Genomic DNA, 14,240 nt, shown 5'->3' on the forward strand with positions numbered 1-14,240 from the left:
TTTCAGAGGGGCCAGTAGCGGGATAAGAAGCTGCGGGCTTCCCGCACGATCTCCACGGCCCGTGGGTCCGGTTCCTCCGCCGGAGCCGGATAGTCGCCTCCAGCAAGCACCCCGATCACCCGGGCCACGCCCTCCGCAAGCCCGGTGAGGCTGTAGCCCCCCTCAAGGGTCAGAAGCATGCGCCCCTCGCAGACCTCCTCGGCCACCTCCCGGAGGATTCCGGCCAGAGCCGCAAATCCTTCGGCGGAAACCCGCATCCCCCCCAGGGGATCGTCCCGATGGGGATCGAAACCGGCCGAGACCAGGATTATCTCCGGCCGGTATTCCAGGGCCACCGGACGCAGGATCTCCCGAAAGACGAGGAAGTACTCCGCATCCCCGAAACCGGCCGGAAGGGGTACATTTACGGTAAAACCCTGTCCCTCCCCGTGCCCCACCTCCTCGAGGCGACCCGTCCCCGGATAATAGGGAAACTGGTGGGTGGAAAAGTAGAGCACCTCCGGGCTGGAATAAAAGGAACGCTGGGTTCCGTTTCCGTGATGGAGATCCCAGTCCACGATGAGGATCCGGGAAAAGCGCAGGACCCTCAGGGCATAGTGAGCGGCAAGGGCCACATTGTTAAAGAGACAGAACCCCATGGCCCGATCGTATTCGGCGTGATGGCCCGGGGGGCGCACCAGGCAGAAGATCGTGCGGAAGTTTTCCCGGAAGATCTGGTCAAGGGCCACGAACTGGGCCCCCACCGCGGCAAGGGCGGCCTCGAAGGAACGCTCGGAGGTGGCCGTGTCGGGATCGAGCTGTACATAAGGCTTTCCCGCGGTGGCGGCCACCCGCTCGTAATGGGCCTCACTGTGGTTCCACAGGATTTCTTCCTTCTCGGCAGCCCGGGGCTGGATGTATTCCACGAGCGGGGCTATGTCTTCGGCCCGCAGACGGTCCAGGATTTTCGCGAGCCTCTCCGGCCTTTCCGGATGGTAATCCCCGGGCCTGTGCTCCAGAAAAAGGTCGCTGTAAACCAATCCTACCTTCATGCCCCACCTCCCAGAGCAGGGAATACCTCCTTTAATCCTTCTACCATGTATTCCACCGCAATCACAGAGAGAAGTAACCCCATGATACGCACCATCAGGTTGGCCCCGGTGCGTCCCAGTAAGCGGGAGACCCTGGAGGCCTGAAAAAACAGCAACACGGTGAGGATAAAGGTGGCCGCCGCGGAAGCCAGAACCCCCAGTTTTGTCGGCCAGGGCTCTCCTCCGGCGAGCACGATGACGGTGGTGATGGCCCCGGGGCCGGCCAGGATGGGCACCCCCAGGGGAACCAGGGCGACATCCTCTCTTTCCCGGCTCTCGGCCTCCTCCGGAGGGGTACTTTTGGTGCTCCGGGGCTTGGCCTGAAGCATCTCCATGGCGATGAGAAACAGGAGTGCCCCTCCGGCCACCCGGAAGGAACCCATGGAAATCTGGAAAAAGGCCAGAATTTTCTCCCCGAAAAGGGTAAAAACCGCGAGCACGAGAAAAGCGGCGAGGGCCCCCTTTAGCGCGGTCCGGCGCCGTTCCTCCTCGGTTTCGTCTGCGGTGAGGCTCAGAAACAGGGGAAGACCTCCGATGGGGTCCACGATGACGAAAATGGCTACGAAGGTCTTGAGGAGAAAACTAATCTCCGGCACCGCGAACCCCTCTCAGATAAAGGATGGCCCCCGGTAACGCCCCCGCCAGCACCGTGGAATAGACCAGCAACCCCAGTAGCAATCCCTTCTCCTGGGGGAGCCCGCGAAGCCCCAGAAAATAGACCAGACTGGTTTCCCTTACCCCGAGCCCTCCGAGACTTACGGGAAGAGAAGCCAGGAAACCGGTCACCGGCACGATCACCAGATAGTCCTTGAAGGGAAGACCCAGGTGCAATCCTCCGGCCAGCACCCAGAATTGCACCACATAGAGGATCTGCACGGCCAATCCGTAGGCGAACAGCCCCGCGAAGGAGGGCCAGGCCACGGGAGCGAAAAGCCCCTTCCGATGCACGGTGGCCCGGAGGGAAAGCACAAACCCGCCCCCTAGTACCAGTCCGGCACAGAGGAGGGTTACATGACGCACCCTGGGAGGCAAAAAGTCCCCCCATAGCGGAAGGGCCAGGATCAGTAAAAAGGATATCCCCAGAAGCCCGGAGGCCCGATCCAGAATTACGCTGAGGGAACTTTCCTTAAGTCCGAATCCGTCCCGGACCAGATAGTACCCCCGCACCACATCCCCCCCCATGATTCCCGGAAGAAGGGTATTGAAGTACATGTTTACCAGATAAAGCTTACCGAAGTACCGGTAATCTTTTTCGAAGCCGTATCTTTTGCAGATGTACCGCCAGCGTTGTACGCTCAGGGCCTGAAATGCGGCGTAGACCAGAAGCCCGGCCACCCACCAGCCCGGCGAGTAGTGAAAAAGGGCCTCCTTGAGGGCTCCCGGGTCGGCCTCGCGAAGCAGATACACGAGAAGCCCGGCGCTGACCCCGATCCTGAAAAACAGTCCCAGAAATTTTTTCACGGGAGTCTCTCCCTAACGCTGTAGATCTTTCGGCCACTCCCCTCGTAGTAGGTGCGCACCAGGAGTTCGGCCAGAAGCCCCGTTCCCAGGAGATTTACTCCGGTTATTAGCAGAAGGGCTCCCAGGAGGAGGAGGGGGCGCTGACCGATGGACTGATGATAGACCAGTTTGAGAAAGGAAAGATAGAGTTCGATGGAAAAACCCAGCGCCGAAAGGACGAGACCGACCAGACCGAAAAAGTGAAGGGGTCTGGTGGCGAAACGCTGAAAAAAGAACATGAGGAAAAGATCCAGCAATACCCGATAAGTTCGCGATATTCCGTACTTACTTTTTCCGAACCGTCGGGGATGATGGCGCACGGGGATCTCGGTGATCATGGCACCGCGGAGGTCGGTGAGCACGGGGATGAAACGGTGCAGTTCCCCGTAAATGGGGATCCCCTGGATGACCTCCCGACGGTAGGCCTTAAGCGTACATCCGTAATCGTGGATTTTGACCCCGGTGATCCTTCCTATAAGCCAGTTGGCCAGACGGGAGGGGAGTCTGCGGGAAAGAAAGGGGTCCCGACGCTCCCTGCGCCATCCCGAGACCACATCGTAGCCCTCCTCTATCTTCTCCAGCAGACGGGGGATGTCCTCCGGATCGTTCTGGAGATCGGCATCCAGGGTCACGATCACCTTACCCCGGGCGTTTTCGATGCCGCAGGTAAGGGCCGCACTCTGTCCGAAATTGCGCCGCAGGATAAAGACCCGGAGCCAGGGATAGCGTTTCACCGCTTCCTTGAGGATCTGCGGCGTGCGGTCCCTCGAGCCGTCGTCCACCACGACGACCTCGGAGGGGTGAGGAAGAGAGCGGATGACCGAATCCAGCTTTTCGAGAAGAAGGGGCAGGGCCTCCTCCTCGTTGTAGGCCGGAATGACTATGGACACCGCGGGTTCCATGTCCTACTCCTTATAACCGAGAAGCCCGGGACCGACAAGAAAAATTAGGACCGATTTTCCTGCCAAACTACCGGAAGGTTGTCAAACGCGGTGGTACCCAGGGGGGCAGGGACTCCAGAAGTGGGAAGACTTTGTGCCTCAGGAATTCTTCTTCCGGCTCTTCAGGTATCCGGGCACGGCTCACCGCACCATTTTGGAATGATTGGCGAGTCCGGAAAACGGAGCCTCCGAAGACCTCACGAACATCCTACAGATATCCCGGACAGATTTCGGTATTTGTAAGTCCACAGGAAATCGCAATTTTTTTGGGTGACCGGTGGGATTCGAACCAAATTTTACCACCATCTATGAGTAAGGTTCCGCAAGAAAATGAGAGAAATTTCGAATTCGTGTGGTGACCCAAAAGCACACCGCGGTGCCTTGAATAGATGTAATAATGTTTATCAATTAAATTTGCCCCTCATGAAGAGATGATTTTAAAATTCTCGAAGGTGGCTATTTCGCTGACCAAATGGGCCATATCATGAAAATCGACTCAGATAATCGCTTAATATATCCAGGTAATCGGTCAGCATGGTTTTGTCGTGAAGAGCCTCGGCAGGGATTTCCAGGATTCTGTAACCCTTGGCCTGGGCCTTGGCCCTGAGGAGTTTATCTTTCTGTCGCTGAACAGGATTTCCGTGTATACCTTCAGAGAGTCCGTCAATATAGATCAGAATTTTTCGGTCCGGATAGGCAAAATCGGCTATCGTTTTTTGGGAGCCGCCCAGAACAACCTCAAATTGTGGAACCGGCGCAGGGAATCCGCGTCTTTCCAGAATCTTTAAAAACCGTTCTTCCGCCGGACTTTCAAGTTGCTCTTCATCAATATCAACCTCAACATAATTGGGTGGAATGTCATATTCTTTTTGCCAGGGTAAAAGGTCCTCGATCAAAGCGAGGGCTCGTGAACGACTCATAAGGTTGTGATAGGGCTGATTACGATAGTGTAGAAGGCAGTTATAACAGGCCTCTTCGCAATCACATTGTTCAATAGCAATTTTGGCGCTAAGCACTATGTCCGACCAAAACTTTAAGATGAGCGGCAAAAATCCGGTTCCTCCCGGAATCGGATCATAAAATACCAGTTTCGTGCCCCCGGCATCATCTTTAATACTCACATTTTCAAGTTCCTGATCTCCCATATCAAGAACCAGACGGGCTCCAATACGAATTATTTCGGCTACATGATGGGAATCCAACTCATTTTCAAAAGGCCCGATAATTAAAAGATCCGAATGCACCTCGGTGTGTAAACATAGACGTTCGATTTCTCGACCGCATTTTTTACGATGTCCCTCCGCAAAGCTTTTAATTTCGGTCTCGCCGGCAAAGGGGCTTCTAAGCTCGCCGCAAACAGGACAGATCGGAAAACCATATTCTCCTTTGGCAAGGAGTTGGTAGGGACCTACATTAACCAGCTTTAATTGCCCCTGGTAATAGTAAACACAGTCTATTTTACCCAGATGTCCTTTAAAGCCTCCGGCATGATAAGGGCTCAAAAGCCCCAGTATGTGATAGGAGGTGCGCTTAGGATACTCCTGCTGGTCGCCGATGTTCCCACGCGGCTCGAGCTCTACATCCACAAGCTTTACGGAACCGAGAGTTAAGGTTTCCTGCCCCCCACCTTCGAATTCTCTTTTCCCTGGAGCTAATCTGGTAAAAGATCCGTCAACATAAAAGGTTTCCATCTGGCTTCGGAAGTTTTTGTCTCGGGCTTGTAAAACATAAAAATTGAGTCTTTCGACTCGGAATTCATTCCGGTTGGCGTAAATAAGATTGGCCGGCACGAATTCCCGGAGGGCCACACAGGTGGGGCGCGGAAGATCGATATAAGGTTCCGCGCACTGGGCCCGAACGGTATCCTTGGTCAGGGCGTACCCGGGCAAAAACCCCCTTTTGGCCAGATAGGTGATGGCGTAGTTTTCCTGCTCCTCAATCCACAATCGATCAAGCGCCTTTTCGTATCGGTTTCTTTTATTTTTATCCTCTGGAGAAAGGCGTTCCCCTTTCCTTTCGAGTTCCGCATATTCGTTAAGGATTCTTTTATAAGCCGAAACCCGGGCAAAAAGATCATCTACAATAGTTTGAAGCTCATCTGGCATATCTTTTAGGATTTTTTCAAGGCTCTCCCGGGAGACGAGGTTTCTTGATTCCTCAGGCCAGGTCTCGGTAAAAATGGTTTCCAGAAAGTTCAATATTTCGTCCCGGTACTTCCTGATAGCTTCTTCTAGAGGAGTTTTTACCTTTAAAGGTTCGTCGCGGTAATGCTCTCTTCCGTTTTCTTTTTGCCCAAAGTAATGCCATATAAAAGACGGAATAATGGCGTTTATTATCTCAGCGGTATCTTCTTTCTGTCTCAAAAAGCTCAAAACCGTAGAAAAGATATGTTTGCGAATTAAGGGTTCATTCTGCATGGAAAAAGCGGGTACCAGAATTCTCCCCGATATCATTTGCTCTGGATGTCGGTAAAAGTACTTGTCATGGGAGCGGTTTCGGCAGTAAGTGAAAACCACTCCTATACGATGCCTCCGGCCTGCACGACCACTTCGCTGGACATAACTTGCCGGAGAAGGGGGAACATTTCGCATCAGGACCATTTCCAATTGACCGATATCCACGCCCAATTCAAGGGTGGGGGTGGCAACCAGGCAGTTAACGGTGTTTTCCTTTTCCTTGAACTCTCTTTCGTACCTCAGGCGATCGTCCTGAGGAACCTGGGCCGAATGTTCTCTGGGAATCAGGGGGACAAAGTCGAGTTTGGTATACTGGACCACATCGTAATGTTCTTCATCCCAGTGCTGATAAACAAGACGACCTTTGCAACGATAGGCCGGACAGACGCCTCCGGGCGTAGGCCGTGAACGGGACAGCCGACAGCTCTGGCAGACATATCGCCCTTCACTATGCGTAATTCCAATTTTCTTGTAATTGATCTGGTATCCTGAACCGCCTCTAACGGAGACAATTCTTCCGGCCCGTTTCCTTTTTATTTCCGCCGGAATCAGAAGGTCTCTTTCTATAAGCCATTCCCAGAGTTCTTCGAGAAAGCGGTCTCTCGCGTCTGATTTCAGTGCTGGAAAGACCTTTCTCAAAAAGACCTGGGCCGCGGAACGACCGTTTGGGGCCATCCACCCTTTTTGATATTTGCTCTCGCCCTCTTTTTGAAAGACGAGAACATGCGGACAGTAATATTCCGTAATGTTTACTATCCCCTTTCGCACCTCGGCATCCTGTGAAGACCAGTCCCGCTGAAGGAAAGGATCGCTTAAAACACCTTGTATGCGGTAAATATCGAGAAGAGCGTGGATGAGGTTCCCGAGGTCTTCGGCGCTCATCTCAAACTTTTTCAGCCAGTGGGAAAGGGCCGTCAGATTTTCCGGTTCTAGACCGTCATAAAGAACCGCCGCGAGTCCCAGCTGCTCCAGGCTTCCGCGCATCTGACGCCGGGTCAAAGAGGCCAGTTCCTCCACGATGAACCAGCGGAGCCTTTTGTGTTCCTCTTCCTGGCCCCAGCGCACCCGGGGAAGCAGTCCCTCCTCCGCGGCTTTTTCAATCAGTTTTTCATGTAGCGAATCAATGGAAAAAATTCTTTCCGGCTCACTTCTTAAAATTCGATAGACAAGATGCCTTAAACGGTGTCTTCGAGACCGGTTTTCCATCCAGCCGGCCTGAAACGCGGCCTCCTGTCTGGAGTCTGCAAAGACGATAAGTTTTCTTAAGCTGGGCTCCGGCATGGCCGAAAGCATGGTCTGGGCAAGGATCATAACATCGGAAACCTCGGCCGACTTTACCGGAGTGATGACCGGGCTCCGATCCGGGTTGGCCGCCCCACAGGAAACACAGTGGTGTAAAGGTGCGGGGAAGAAAATAATCGGTATTAACTTAGTCTCTCGGCGACACTTTTCGTTAAGACAGATCGAGAGATCCCGATCATGGATGGCTCCGCAGTAGGGGCAAAGATAGCCCGACTCCCCGGGCACCTCTTCCTCCACCCCCGGGATGATAGCGTCGGTAAAATAAAGGCTTTCGGCATCTTCCGAATTCTCAGAGAGAATTCTTACTCCGTATATTTCTCCTTCGTGATCTACCGCAAAGGGAGAAGAATATGTTTCTCTGACATAGTGTTGACCGCAGGAGCGACAGATCTGCGGTTCAAATGGAACACGATCCGTCTTTATCGCCTGGTCGAAAAAGATATTTGGGACTCCATCTTCCTGCCAGGCGATGTAAACACCTTGAAGTCCCTGCACGAAATAATGGAGCTTGGGTCTTAGCAGAGGCTCATCATGGAGGCGTGCCAGGGCTCCTAAAGTCAGGTAGCTCAGGATTTCGGCCTCAAGGGCGGCGTCCGGAAGCCTCTTCCTTTCGGGAAAAGCCTTTTTAAATTCATCTACAATTTCTTTGAGCTGGCGTGGAGTTTCCGTAATCGTCTCAAGGAAAGAAACTATCTCGCTTTGAGAAAGAAGTTTGTAAAGCACGGCGAGCGTGTCTTCCCCCTCCGGGGCCTTGAGGCTCACCAGTTTTTCAGCGAGTTTTATGGTCTCCCGGGAGACCTCGGTCACCTCATCCTGCAGTTGCACCTCACGCACGCTTTTGAGGATCTCCTCAAAAAGTCTCTGCGGATCTTCGGGTGGCGGGGGTCTGAATGAACCTTTTTCTTTTCTCTCTTGATAGCTTTCCTGAACAAGATAGAGCTTGTCCTCCGGTACACCAAAAATATTGGCGGCAAAACGTTTTAATTCCGCTTCCCATTCCCCATTCCCGACTCCCCACTCCCCATCCCCGACTCCCCACTCCCCATTCCCGACTCACTTTTAAGGGTGGCAGAGGTTCCTATGCAGATAACTTCATCCCTTGTTTTACCGGCTATGCCTCGCACCCGACGTATGAGACAGGCAATTTCCGATCCTCGTGAGCCCGTGTGGGTGTGGATTTCGTCTAAGACGATAAATTTCAAAGGGGCCTCCAGGAAAAGCTCAATATCTTTGTGACGCAGGAGGAGATATTCAAGCATACTGTAGTTGGTGAGAAGAATCTGAGGTCTTCTCGCAAGAATTTCCTTTCGCGAGAAACATTCTTCCCAGGGAAGAGGAAGCATATGTCCAGGCTTTTGCGCCTTTAAAAGCTCGGCTCTGGTATAAGGCCGGGGTTCGGGAAGCCTTGGAAGGTTTTCTTCGGTTTCGGGGGTTTCTCCGGTATAGCGTCCGAAGGTGATGCGCGTTCCGGCAAGAAATTTCCTCAGGCGTTCAAGCTGGTCGTTTACCAGGGCGTTCATGGGGTAAACCAGGATGGCAATAGGTCCCCTGCTCTCTCCCCGATCTCGTGCTTTGAGACATTCATCGATGATGGGAAGGAGAAAACCTTCGGTTTTACCGGAACCCGTGCCGGTAGCGATAATGACATGATTTCCGGCCTTTACGGCTCGTAAGGCTTCCTCCTGGTGTTTGTAAAGCCTCTCGAAGTTGAAAATTCCGGCCAGAGCGGGATGCAGATCAAGAGAGGGGTCCTCAATTAGTTCTCTTAGCGTCGGGCCTTCCACAAACGGACGGCTTAAGTATATATATGGTCCCTTAGCCAGCCGCTCCTTTCCACCGAGCCCAAAGGAAAGCCCTTCCTTGAATTGTTGACGAAGCCTGGGATCAGCCACCGGAAAGGTGGTAAGCAAATAACGCCCAAACTGATCTATAACATCCTTACCAAACTGGACCGGATTCAGGGGCATTGGTTACTCCTAACTTAACAACGGAAAACCAATAATTTTAGCCGCCTGATTAAGTTTTTTATCAAAACAACCAAAGATTACCTTTTCGCTTGCCTTTTTTAATAAGAGATCTGCTGCTGCCAAGTGAACACTATCATAAGCCTTCAGAGCAAAAGCTTTCGCAAAATCACTGGCTCGCTCTAAAAGACTTTGGTTAAGGCCAATTTTCATATAGTGAGGCCAATCTTTTTCAAAATCTGCCTGGATGTTTTCTAACATTTCTTCGGAAATTACACCTTCACGACACAGCCTGGCAAAGGCCGCATGAGCCTCTACATAAGCAATTAAATGCGTAGCTACAATTTTGGCTTTAGAAACCGCGTGCTCAACTGTAGAGCTGTTTTCCTCTTCTACATAAAGCTTTACCAAAGCAGAAGTATCCAAATAGAGAATCACCGCCGATCCTCCAGGACACATTCGGCGACACTCTTACCGGATATTTTTGGTCTGACACGTCCACCTTTGGGCTTACCACCATCCCAGATAACCAATCCATTCGCCATCAGGGCCTCAATACCATTTTTTTGTTCTCCAGCGGGACAAAGTCTGGCTATCAGCCGGCGGTGGCGCGTGACTTCAATGATTTTCCCCTGTTTGACCTCTCTTAAGTAACGAGAAAGATTGCTTTTAAGTTCTCTTACCGAAACCTGCATAATACATCTCCTAATGTGATTGTGGTCTCATTTTAACACATGAGGCTACATTTGACATATTATACACGACTCATCCGAAAGGGGTTTACAATCTTAACGCCTTCGATTTTCTTAAATCTTCCGTAAAAAGCACTCGACAGCCAGCTTCCAAGGCGGAACTCACGATCAGGGCGTCCCAGAAGGAACACCACAAAGTTCTTCCCTGCGCCATTTGGTCAACGTCCCGAAATGTTCTTGCATGATGGTGAGGATCTCTTCGGTTACTTCTTCTAATTCGTTTTTTTCTTGGGTAAGGGCTTCAAGTTGTTCCCTGATAAGGGCGCTTAAACTCTTCCTTCTTTTGGCCGCCAGCTCCCGGGCCTTGCGCCACACATGCTCGGGAAGAGCTATAGTTACGTTTTTGTACATGGCTTTTCCTCAAGAAAATTAATTCTTTTTCACAGTTTCACAGACCAAAGGAGCTTTGTAAAAGCGTAAATCAGTGCCTATCTCCTAGGAGGTGTTCGGCTATAAGGCGTTCGGCAGCGCCTTTGCCCGATACCTTGTTTTGTCTCGGTAAAAATATTAAAATTTCTGTAAACCAAGAAGTAAGGAGGCTTGGTATGCTGGCCAAGTTGTCTTCTAAAAACCAGATCACCATTCCGAAAAAGATCTTAGCTAAACTCCCTCCGGTAGAATATTTCGAGGTTTCTTACGAAAACGGTGCCATAATTCTTAGACCAGTCCAGATAGAACCAATAAAATTGGATGCCATCCGACAAAAGATGAAAAAGCTTGGTCTTTCTGAAGATTCGGTAACCGAGGCTATTGAACGGGCTCAGAAAAAGTAATATCGAGCAGTCTTAGTTTTTGTAATATACAGCTTTATCCAGTTGTCTCAATAAAAATGAGAGAAAACTTAACAGATCAAGGCAATCTTCTTTTGTTATAGGCCAATCCATGGCTGGTTCGTGGGCAGTTGGATTCCTCACGGCTCGCATCAAACCTGCTGAAAGAAATTTAAGTCCTTCCTGAACATTTTTATCAGTCTCTGTTTCGCAAGGTGTAACTTTTAAACTTCCCTTGCAATCCCACACCTCCATCATTAGAGAGTATCCATCTTTCGAACTCTTCGATTTTTCTTTTACCACTTTGTTATATACTTTGGCAGCTTCAAAAACAGCATGGAAATAGTTTCTTTGCTTATAAAGCGAGAAACAATGTTTATGAATTAAATAATGAAAATTGCGAGAATAGAACTCTTCTAACGATTTATCTAGATATACATTCACACCAGCTTCTCTTAGAATTTCTTCTACTTTATGAAAAAGATTTTCCGGAGTAATCAATCTTAAAAATTTTCTAAGCAATTCATTTCTCTCATCATTATTCATTTTTTGCCTGGCCAGAGAGAGGATCCAATCGTGAATAAGCTTAGCTCTTTCAGATGTAATAACTTCATTTGGAAATTCTTCTCTCATAAAATTAAAAACCGATCTGGCAGCTCTTTCTATTTTGTTAATTGTTGCATCATATTTCAAAAGATCTCCAACTTGAATAGCTATCAACCTATAATTCATGTTCATTACTCCGCTAATGAAAATTTAGCATTAAGATCTTTTACTACCTCCATTCGAACGAGTTCTGTTAGTGCTTTCTTACATATTGTCAACGAAATTTTCAGTTTTTTGGCTATCTCTTCTGCACTCAAAGCACGGTTTGATTCAACTAAAAGGTCGAAAATTTTTTCTTTGATACGCTCCAGGTCTTCGGAAGAAATGTACTCGCTCTTGGGTTCGGCGGCTTTGGGGAGGGAGTATTCCGGGGAAAGTTTTTCCTGGAGTTCTTCGTAAGTAACGGTTGGTTTTTCTCGCTTTCTTTCTTGGGCCTCTTTGAGAGAAATTACCCTAGTGATCGGTTTTTGGTCCAGGGGTTTGGGGTGGGGGATCTGGCCGTCGAAGCGGTCGTATTGTTCGAGGCAGAGGCGTTTGGTGCGGTACTCGCCGAAACGTTCTTCGTCCTTTCGGCGGACGATGGGAAAGGTGTCCAGGATGTAGGCGAATTCGTCATGGGTTAGACCGTAAAGATGGGCGAAAATGGCGTCAAGCTCGGCGCGAATTCGGGCGCGTCGCCTCTCCCAGGCGGAGACCAGATCCTCGGCCAGCTCCTCCGCGGCGGCCACGAGAAAGGCCCCGGAGCCCATGGCCGGATCAAGGATCTTCAGGCTCAGGATGTCCTCCGGGGTCTTTCTTTCGGCAAGAAGGGGGCCGAGGGTACGCCTTACGACCTCCGTGGTCAGGACCTTTGGGGTGTAATAGGTGCCGGTGCGTTTGCGAAGCCCGGAGGGGACAAGGCACCGTTTGTTCTCTCCTTCTTCCCCACTCCCGACTCCCGACTCACTACTCCCGATTTTTACGCTATAACCCAGAAGGCCCTCGTACATGTGGCCGATGTGCTCGATCTGAAGGGTGCGGTAGCTTACCCGCTGGGCTATCTTTTGCCGGCCTACCCTGGCCTCGGTGTTGGTCAGGGCCTTGAGGATTTCGTAAACCACTTCGTTTGAGAGCCTAAGGCGCGCTCCGTCAAGAAGGGGAAAGCGTTCGGGATTGAAAAGATCGCCGCCGTAAGGCCGAAGGTTCAAATCGGGATGAGGACAGCCACGGTAAATCAGACGAAAGAGGGCCTGAAGCCGGGGCCAGGCGTCGTAGCCCTCGCGAAAGGCCTCGGGGTGTTCTCTTTTTTCCTCTTCCAGGCGAAAAAGGAGCCTGCCGAGACTGTAAGACTCCTCATAAAGAGGCATTCCGTGGGGGAGAAGCTCGCGCTCTTCGGCAAAGAGAATGAAGACCAGGCGCATCATGAGGGCCAAGCCCGCGGCATGAAGTTCCTGCGGGGAAACCGGGCCGTCTATCTCCGCGCGCTCCACAAATATTTGAAGGGCCCGAAGGGCCTGTTCTCCCAGAGTCTCGGTAAGTTCGGCCTGGCGCTTCTCGCTCTCACGGCAAAGCTCAACTAGAAGAAGTTTCCCTTCGCCGATAAAACGCTCGAGCCTGAGGAAGGTGTAGAAGGCGTCGAGAACCAGCTTGTCTCCCTGCAGGGCCTCCGCCGAAAAGGTAATCCAGGAGGAGGGAAGCCCCATGGGGGCGTAGAGCAGACGGAAGTGAAGGCCGTTGGTGACCAGGCCTAGAGGGCAATCAAGGCCGCGCAGAAGCCTTTCAAGCTTTACCGTGGGGGAGGCCCTCCAGGTGTGCCGGCGCCTCTCGTTCCGGTCAAGGGGATGGGCAAAATCGGCTTTGTATACCATAAAGACGGGGGATCCGTTGGAAATAAGGGCTCCGTAGGGCTTTAAGGTTTCCCGATGCTCTTCAAGGTAAAGGCTGCAGGACTCGGGGACCTCCCTTCCGGTAACCCAGTAAGGGGCACGGTAGCCCAGAAGATCGCCGAAAATAAAATGGAGCCAGTGGCGCAGGATCGGGACGGCCTTTTCGGGAGTATCTTCCACGCTTCTTATACGCTCCCATTCCCGGAGGTAACGCCGAAAAAGCCCCTCGGGGACTTTTTCCGGACCCTGGGGGAAGTGGAGGTTGAGAACGGGCTCGCTTAAAAGCAGGCCGTGGAGATCCACCTGCGAAAGCCAGAGCCGATGATCTCGCTCTTCTTCCGGCAACCTTTTCTTACGCCTCATTTAAACTATGAAATGTGCTCAAGTAAGTACCTGATAGCAAGTTCCAGTTCCGGAAGTTTGTGATTGATTACGTCCCAAATAATTTCTTCGTCAATACCAAAATATTCATGTATTAAAATATCTCTCAATCCAGCTATCTTTCTCCATTCGATTGGATAAATTTTTCTTTGTTCTTCTGGAATATGCTTTACAGCTTCGCCTATGTTTTCTAAACACTTCAATACTGCATAAAATGCCATCTCATTTTCTGTGAACTCATCTAAAGAAGAAATATTTCTCATGAATCTTCTAATACGATCAATCTCATCGAGTATTTCTTCTAAAACGATTCTTAATTCTCTTTTAGACATAAATAAGTTCCTTCAAGATGTAGGGTTGTAGTCTGCGTTTTATAGATTTTTTAGTGATAAGATCTACTTTGAGTCCAAGAATATCCTCAAGGTAAAACTTCAAATCCATATAGTTATCAAAAGTTTTATGGCCGGTTTCAAACTCTATAACAATATCTATATCGCTAGTGGATGTTTGTTCTTTCCGAGCATAAGATCCAAATATTCCTATTTCTTTTATTCCGAAACGTTTTTTCAAAAATTCTTTGTGTTCTTTCAAGATTTGTTGAGCTTCTTCTAAATTTCTGACTCGCATGTTTAC

General features: G+C 50.6%; 16 protein-coding genes. 3 read left to right on the plus strand and 13 right to left on the minus strand.

Annotated elements, in window-relative coordinates:
* Positions 1-2: 2 nt before the first annotated feature.
* The 5 genes from K3767_RS04930 to K3767_RS04950 form a co-directional block, all read right to left on the minus strand.
* Entirely contained in the window at positions 3-1,031 is a 1,029-nt protein-coding gene (locus K3767_RS04930) for a histone deacetylase (protein WP_221172458.1), read from the minus strand.
* Positions 1,028-1,666 (minus strand): MarC family protein, encoded by a 639-nt coding sequence (locus K3767_RS04935; RefSeq protein WP_221172459.1) that lies wholly within the window; start codon positions 1,664-1,666, stop codon positions 1,028-1,030. Before K3767_RS04935 ends, K3767_RS04930 begins: the two co-directional genes overlap by 4 nt.
* Entirely contained in the window at positions 1,653-2,531 is an 879-nt protein-coding gene (locus K3767_RS04940) for a lysylphosphatidylglycerol synthase transmembrane domain-containing protein (protein ID WP_221172460.1), read from the minus strand. Before K3767_RS04940 ends, K3767_RS04935 begins: the two co-directional genes overlap by 14 nt.
* Positions 2,528-3,472 (minus strand): glycosyltransferase family 2 protein, encoded by a 945-nt coding sequence (locus K3767_RS04945; protein ID WP_221172461.1) that lies wholly within the window; start codon positions 3,470-3,472, stop codon positions 2,528-2,530. The genes K3767_RS04940 and K3767_RS04945 overlap by 4 nt, the downstream gene beginning before the upstream one ends.
* A 521-nt stretch (positions 3,473-3,993) precedes the next feature.
* The gene (locus K3767_RS04950; protein ID WP_221172462.1) at positions 3,994-6,984 is read right to left on the minus strand and encodes a helicase-related protein; all 2,991 of its coding nucleotides are present in this window, start codon (positions 6,982-6,984) and stop codon (positions 3,994-3,996) included.
* A gap of 462 nt (positions 6,985-7,446) precedes the next feature.
* On the opposite strand from K3767_RS04950, the gene K3767_RS04955 reads away from it, so the two are divergent.
* Together K3767_RS04955 and K3767_RS04960 are read left to right on the plus strand one after the other, a co-directional pair.
* Entirely contained in the window at positions 7,447-7,788 is a 342-nt protein-coding gene (locus K3767_RS04955; RefSeq protein ID WP_221172463.1) for a hypothetical protein, read from the plus strand.
* 180 nt (positions 7,789-7,968) lie between these two features.
* The gene (locus tag K3767_RS04960; RefSeq protein WP_221172464.1) at positions 7,969-8,163 is read left to right on the plus strand and encodes a hypothetical protein; all 195 of its coding nucleotides are present in this window, start codon (positions 7,969-7,971) and stop codon (positions 8,161-8,163) included.
* A gap of 86 nt (positions 8,164-8,249) precedes the next feature.
* Here the strand turns inward: K3767_RS04960 and K3767_RS04965 are convergent, their stop codons facing one another.
* The 4 genes from K3767_RS04965 to K3767_RS04980 all read right to left on the minus strand — a co-directional run bounded on the left by K3767_RS04965 (position 8,250) and on the right by K3767_RS04980 (position 10,336).
* On the minus strand, positions 8,250-9,236 hold the full coding sequence (locus tag K3767_RS04965) for a DEAD/DEAH box helicase (RefSeq protein ID WP_221172465.1): 987 nt from the start codon (positions 9,234-9,236) through the stop codon (positions 8,250-8,252).
* Between the two features lie 9 nt (positions 9,237-9,245).
* Positions 9,246-9,671, minus strand: coding sequence for a type II toxin-antitoxin system VapC family toxin (locus K3767_RS04970; RefSeq protein WP_221172466.1), 426 nt, complete (start codon positions 9,669-9,671; stop codon positions 9,246-9,248).
* Positions 9,668-9,928, minus strand: coding sequence for a type II toxin-antitoxin system Phd/YefM family antitoxin (locus K3767_RS04975; RefSeq protein ID WP_221172467.1), 261 nt, complete (start codon positions 9,926-9,928; stop codon positions 9,668-9,670). Before K3767_RS04975 ends, K3767_RS04970 begins: the two co-directional genes overlap by 4 nt.
* A gap of 165 nt (positions 9,929-10,093) precedes the next feature.
* The gene (locus K3767_RS04980; RefSeq protein ID WP_221172468.1) at positions 10,094-10,336 is read right to left on the minus strand and encodes a DUF6364 family protein; all 243 of its coding nucleotides are present in this window, start codon (positions 10,334-10,336) and stop codon (positions 10,094-10,096) included.
* Positions 10,337-10,530: 194 nt separating this feature from the next.
* Between K3767_RS04980 and K3767_RS04985 the strand changes: the two genes are divergently transcribed.
* Positions 10,531-10,758 (plus strand): AbrB/MazE/SpoVT family DNA-binding domain-containing protein, encoded by a 228-nt coding sequence (locus K3767_RS04985; RefSeq protein WP_221172469.1) that lies wholly within the window; start codon positions 10,531-10,533, stop codon positions 10,756-10,758.
* Between the two features lie 12 nt (positions 10,759-10,770).
* Here K3767_RS04985 and K3767_RS04990 read toward each other — a convergent pair whose 3' ends face one another.
* From K3767_RS04990 to K3767_RS05005, 4 genes are read right to left on the minus strand one after another with little or no spacing between them, the layout of a single operon-like run.
* Positions 10,771-11,487 (minus strand): TIGR02391 family protein, encoded by a 717-nt coding sequence (locus tag K3767_RS04990; RefSeq protein WP_221172470.1) that lies wholly within the window; start codon positions 11,485-11,487, stop codon positions 10,771-10,773.
* 5 nt (positions 11,488-11,492) lie between these two features.
* Positions 11,493-13,571 (minus strand): N-6 DNA methylase, encoded by a 2,079-nt coding sequence (locus tag K3767_RS04995; protein WP_221172471.1) that lies wholly within the window; start codon positions 13,569-13,571, stop codon positions 11,493-11,495.
* A 23-nt stretch (positions 13,572-13,594) separates the two neighbouring features.
* The gene (locus tag K3767_RS05000; RefSeq protein WP_221172472.1) at positions 13,595-13,939 is read right to left on the minus strand and encodes a DUF86 domain-containing protein; all 345 of its coding nucleotides are present in this window, start codon (positions 13,937-13,939) and stop codon (positions 13,595-13,597) included.
* On the minus strand, positions 13,932-14,234 hold the full coding sequence (locus K3767_RS05005) for a nucleotidyltransferase family protein (protein ID WP_221172473.1): 303 nt from the start codon (positions 14,232-14,234) through the stop codon (positions 13,932-13,934). The genes K3767_RS05000 and K3767_RS05005 overlap by 8 nt, the downstream gene beginning before the upstream one ends.
* Positions 14,235-14,240: the final 6 nt, after the last annotated feature.

Source organism: Thermosulfurimonas sp. F29 (genome assembly GCF_019688735.1).
Classification (GTDB): Bacteria; Desulfobacterota; Thermodesulfobacteria; order Thermodesulfobacteriales; family Thermodesulfobacteriaceae; genus Thermosulfurimonas_A.

Excerpts from the sequence above, each read along its gene's own strand:
- K3767_RS04930 (WP_221172458.1), bottom strand. The coding sequence starts at position 1,031 with ATGAAGGTAGGATTGGTTTACAGCGACCTTTTTCTGGAGCACAGGCCC.
- K3767_RS04945 (WP_221172461.1), bottom strand. The coding sequence starts at position 3,472 with ATGGAACCCGCGGTGTCCATAGTCATTCCGGCCTACAACGAGGAGGAG.
- K3767_RS04955 (WP_221172463.1), top strand. The coding sequence starts at position 7,447 with ATGGATGGCTCCGCAGTAGGGGCAAAGATAGCCCGACTCCCCGGGCAC.
- K3767_RS04965 (WP_221172465.1), bottom strand. The coding sequence starts at position 9,236 with ATGCCCCTGAATCCGGTCCAGTTTGGTAAGGATGTTATAGATCAGTTT.
- K3767_RS04975 (WP_221172467.1), bottom strand. The coding sequence starts at position 9,928 with ATGCAGGTTTCGGTAAGAGAACTTAAAAGCAATCTTTCTCGTTACTTA.
- K3767_RS04980 (WP_221172468.1), bottom strand. The coding sequence starts at position 10,336 with ATGTACAAAAACGTAACTATAGCTCTTCCCGAGCATGTGTGGCGCAAG.
- K3767_RS04985 (WP_221172469.1), top strand. The coding sequence starts at position 10,531 with ATGCTGGCCAAGTTGTCTTCTAAAAACCAGATCACCATTCCGAAAAAG.
- K3767_RS04990 (WP_221172470.1), bottom strand. The coding sequence starts at position 11,487 with ATGAATTATAGGTTGATAGCTATTCAAGTTGGAGATCTTTTGAAATAT.
- K3767_RS05000 (WP_221172472.1), bottom strand. The coding sequence starts at position 13,939 with ATGTCTAAAAGAGAATTAAGAATCGTTTTAGAAGAAATACTCGATGAG.
- K3767_RS05005 (WP_221172473.1), bottom strand. The coding sequence starts at position 14,234 with ATGCGAGTCAGAAATTTAGAAGAAGCTCAACAAATCTTGAAAGAACAC.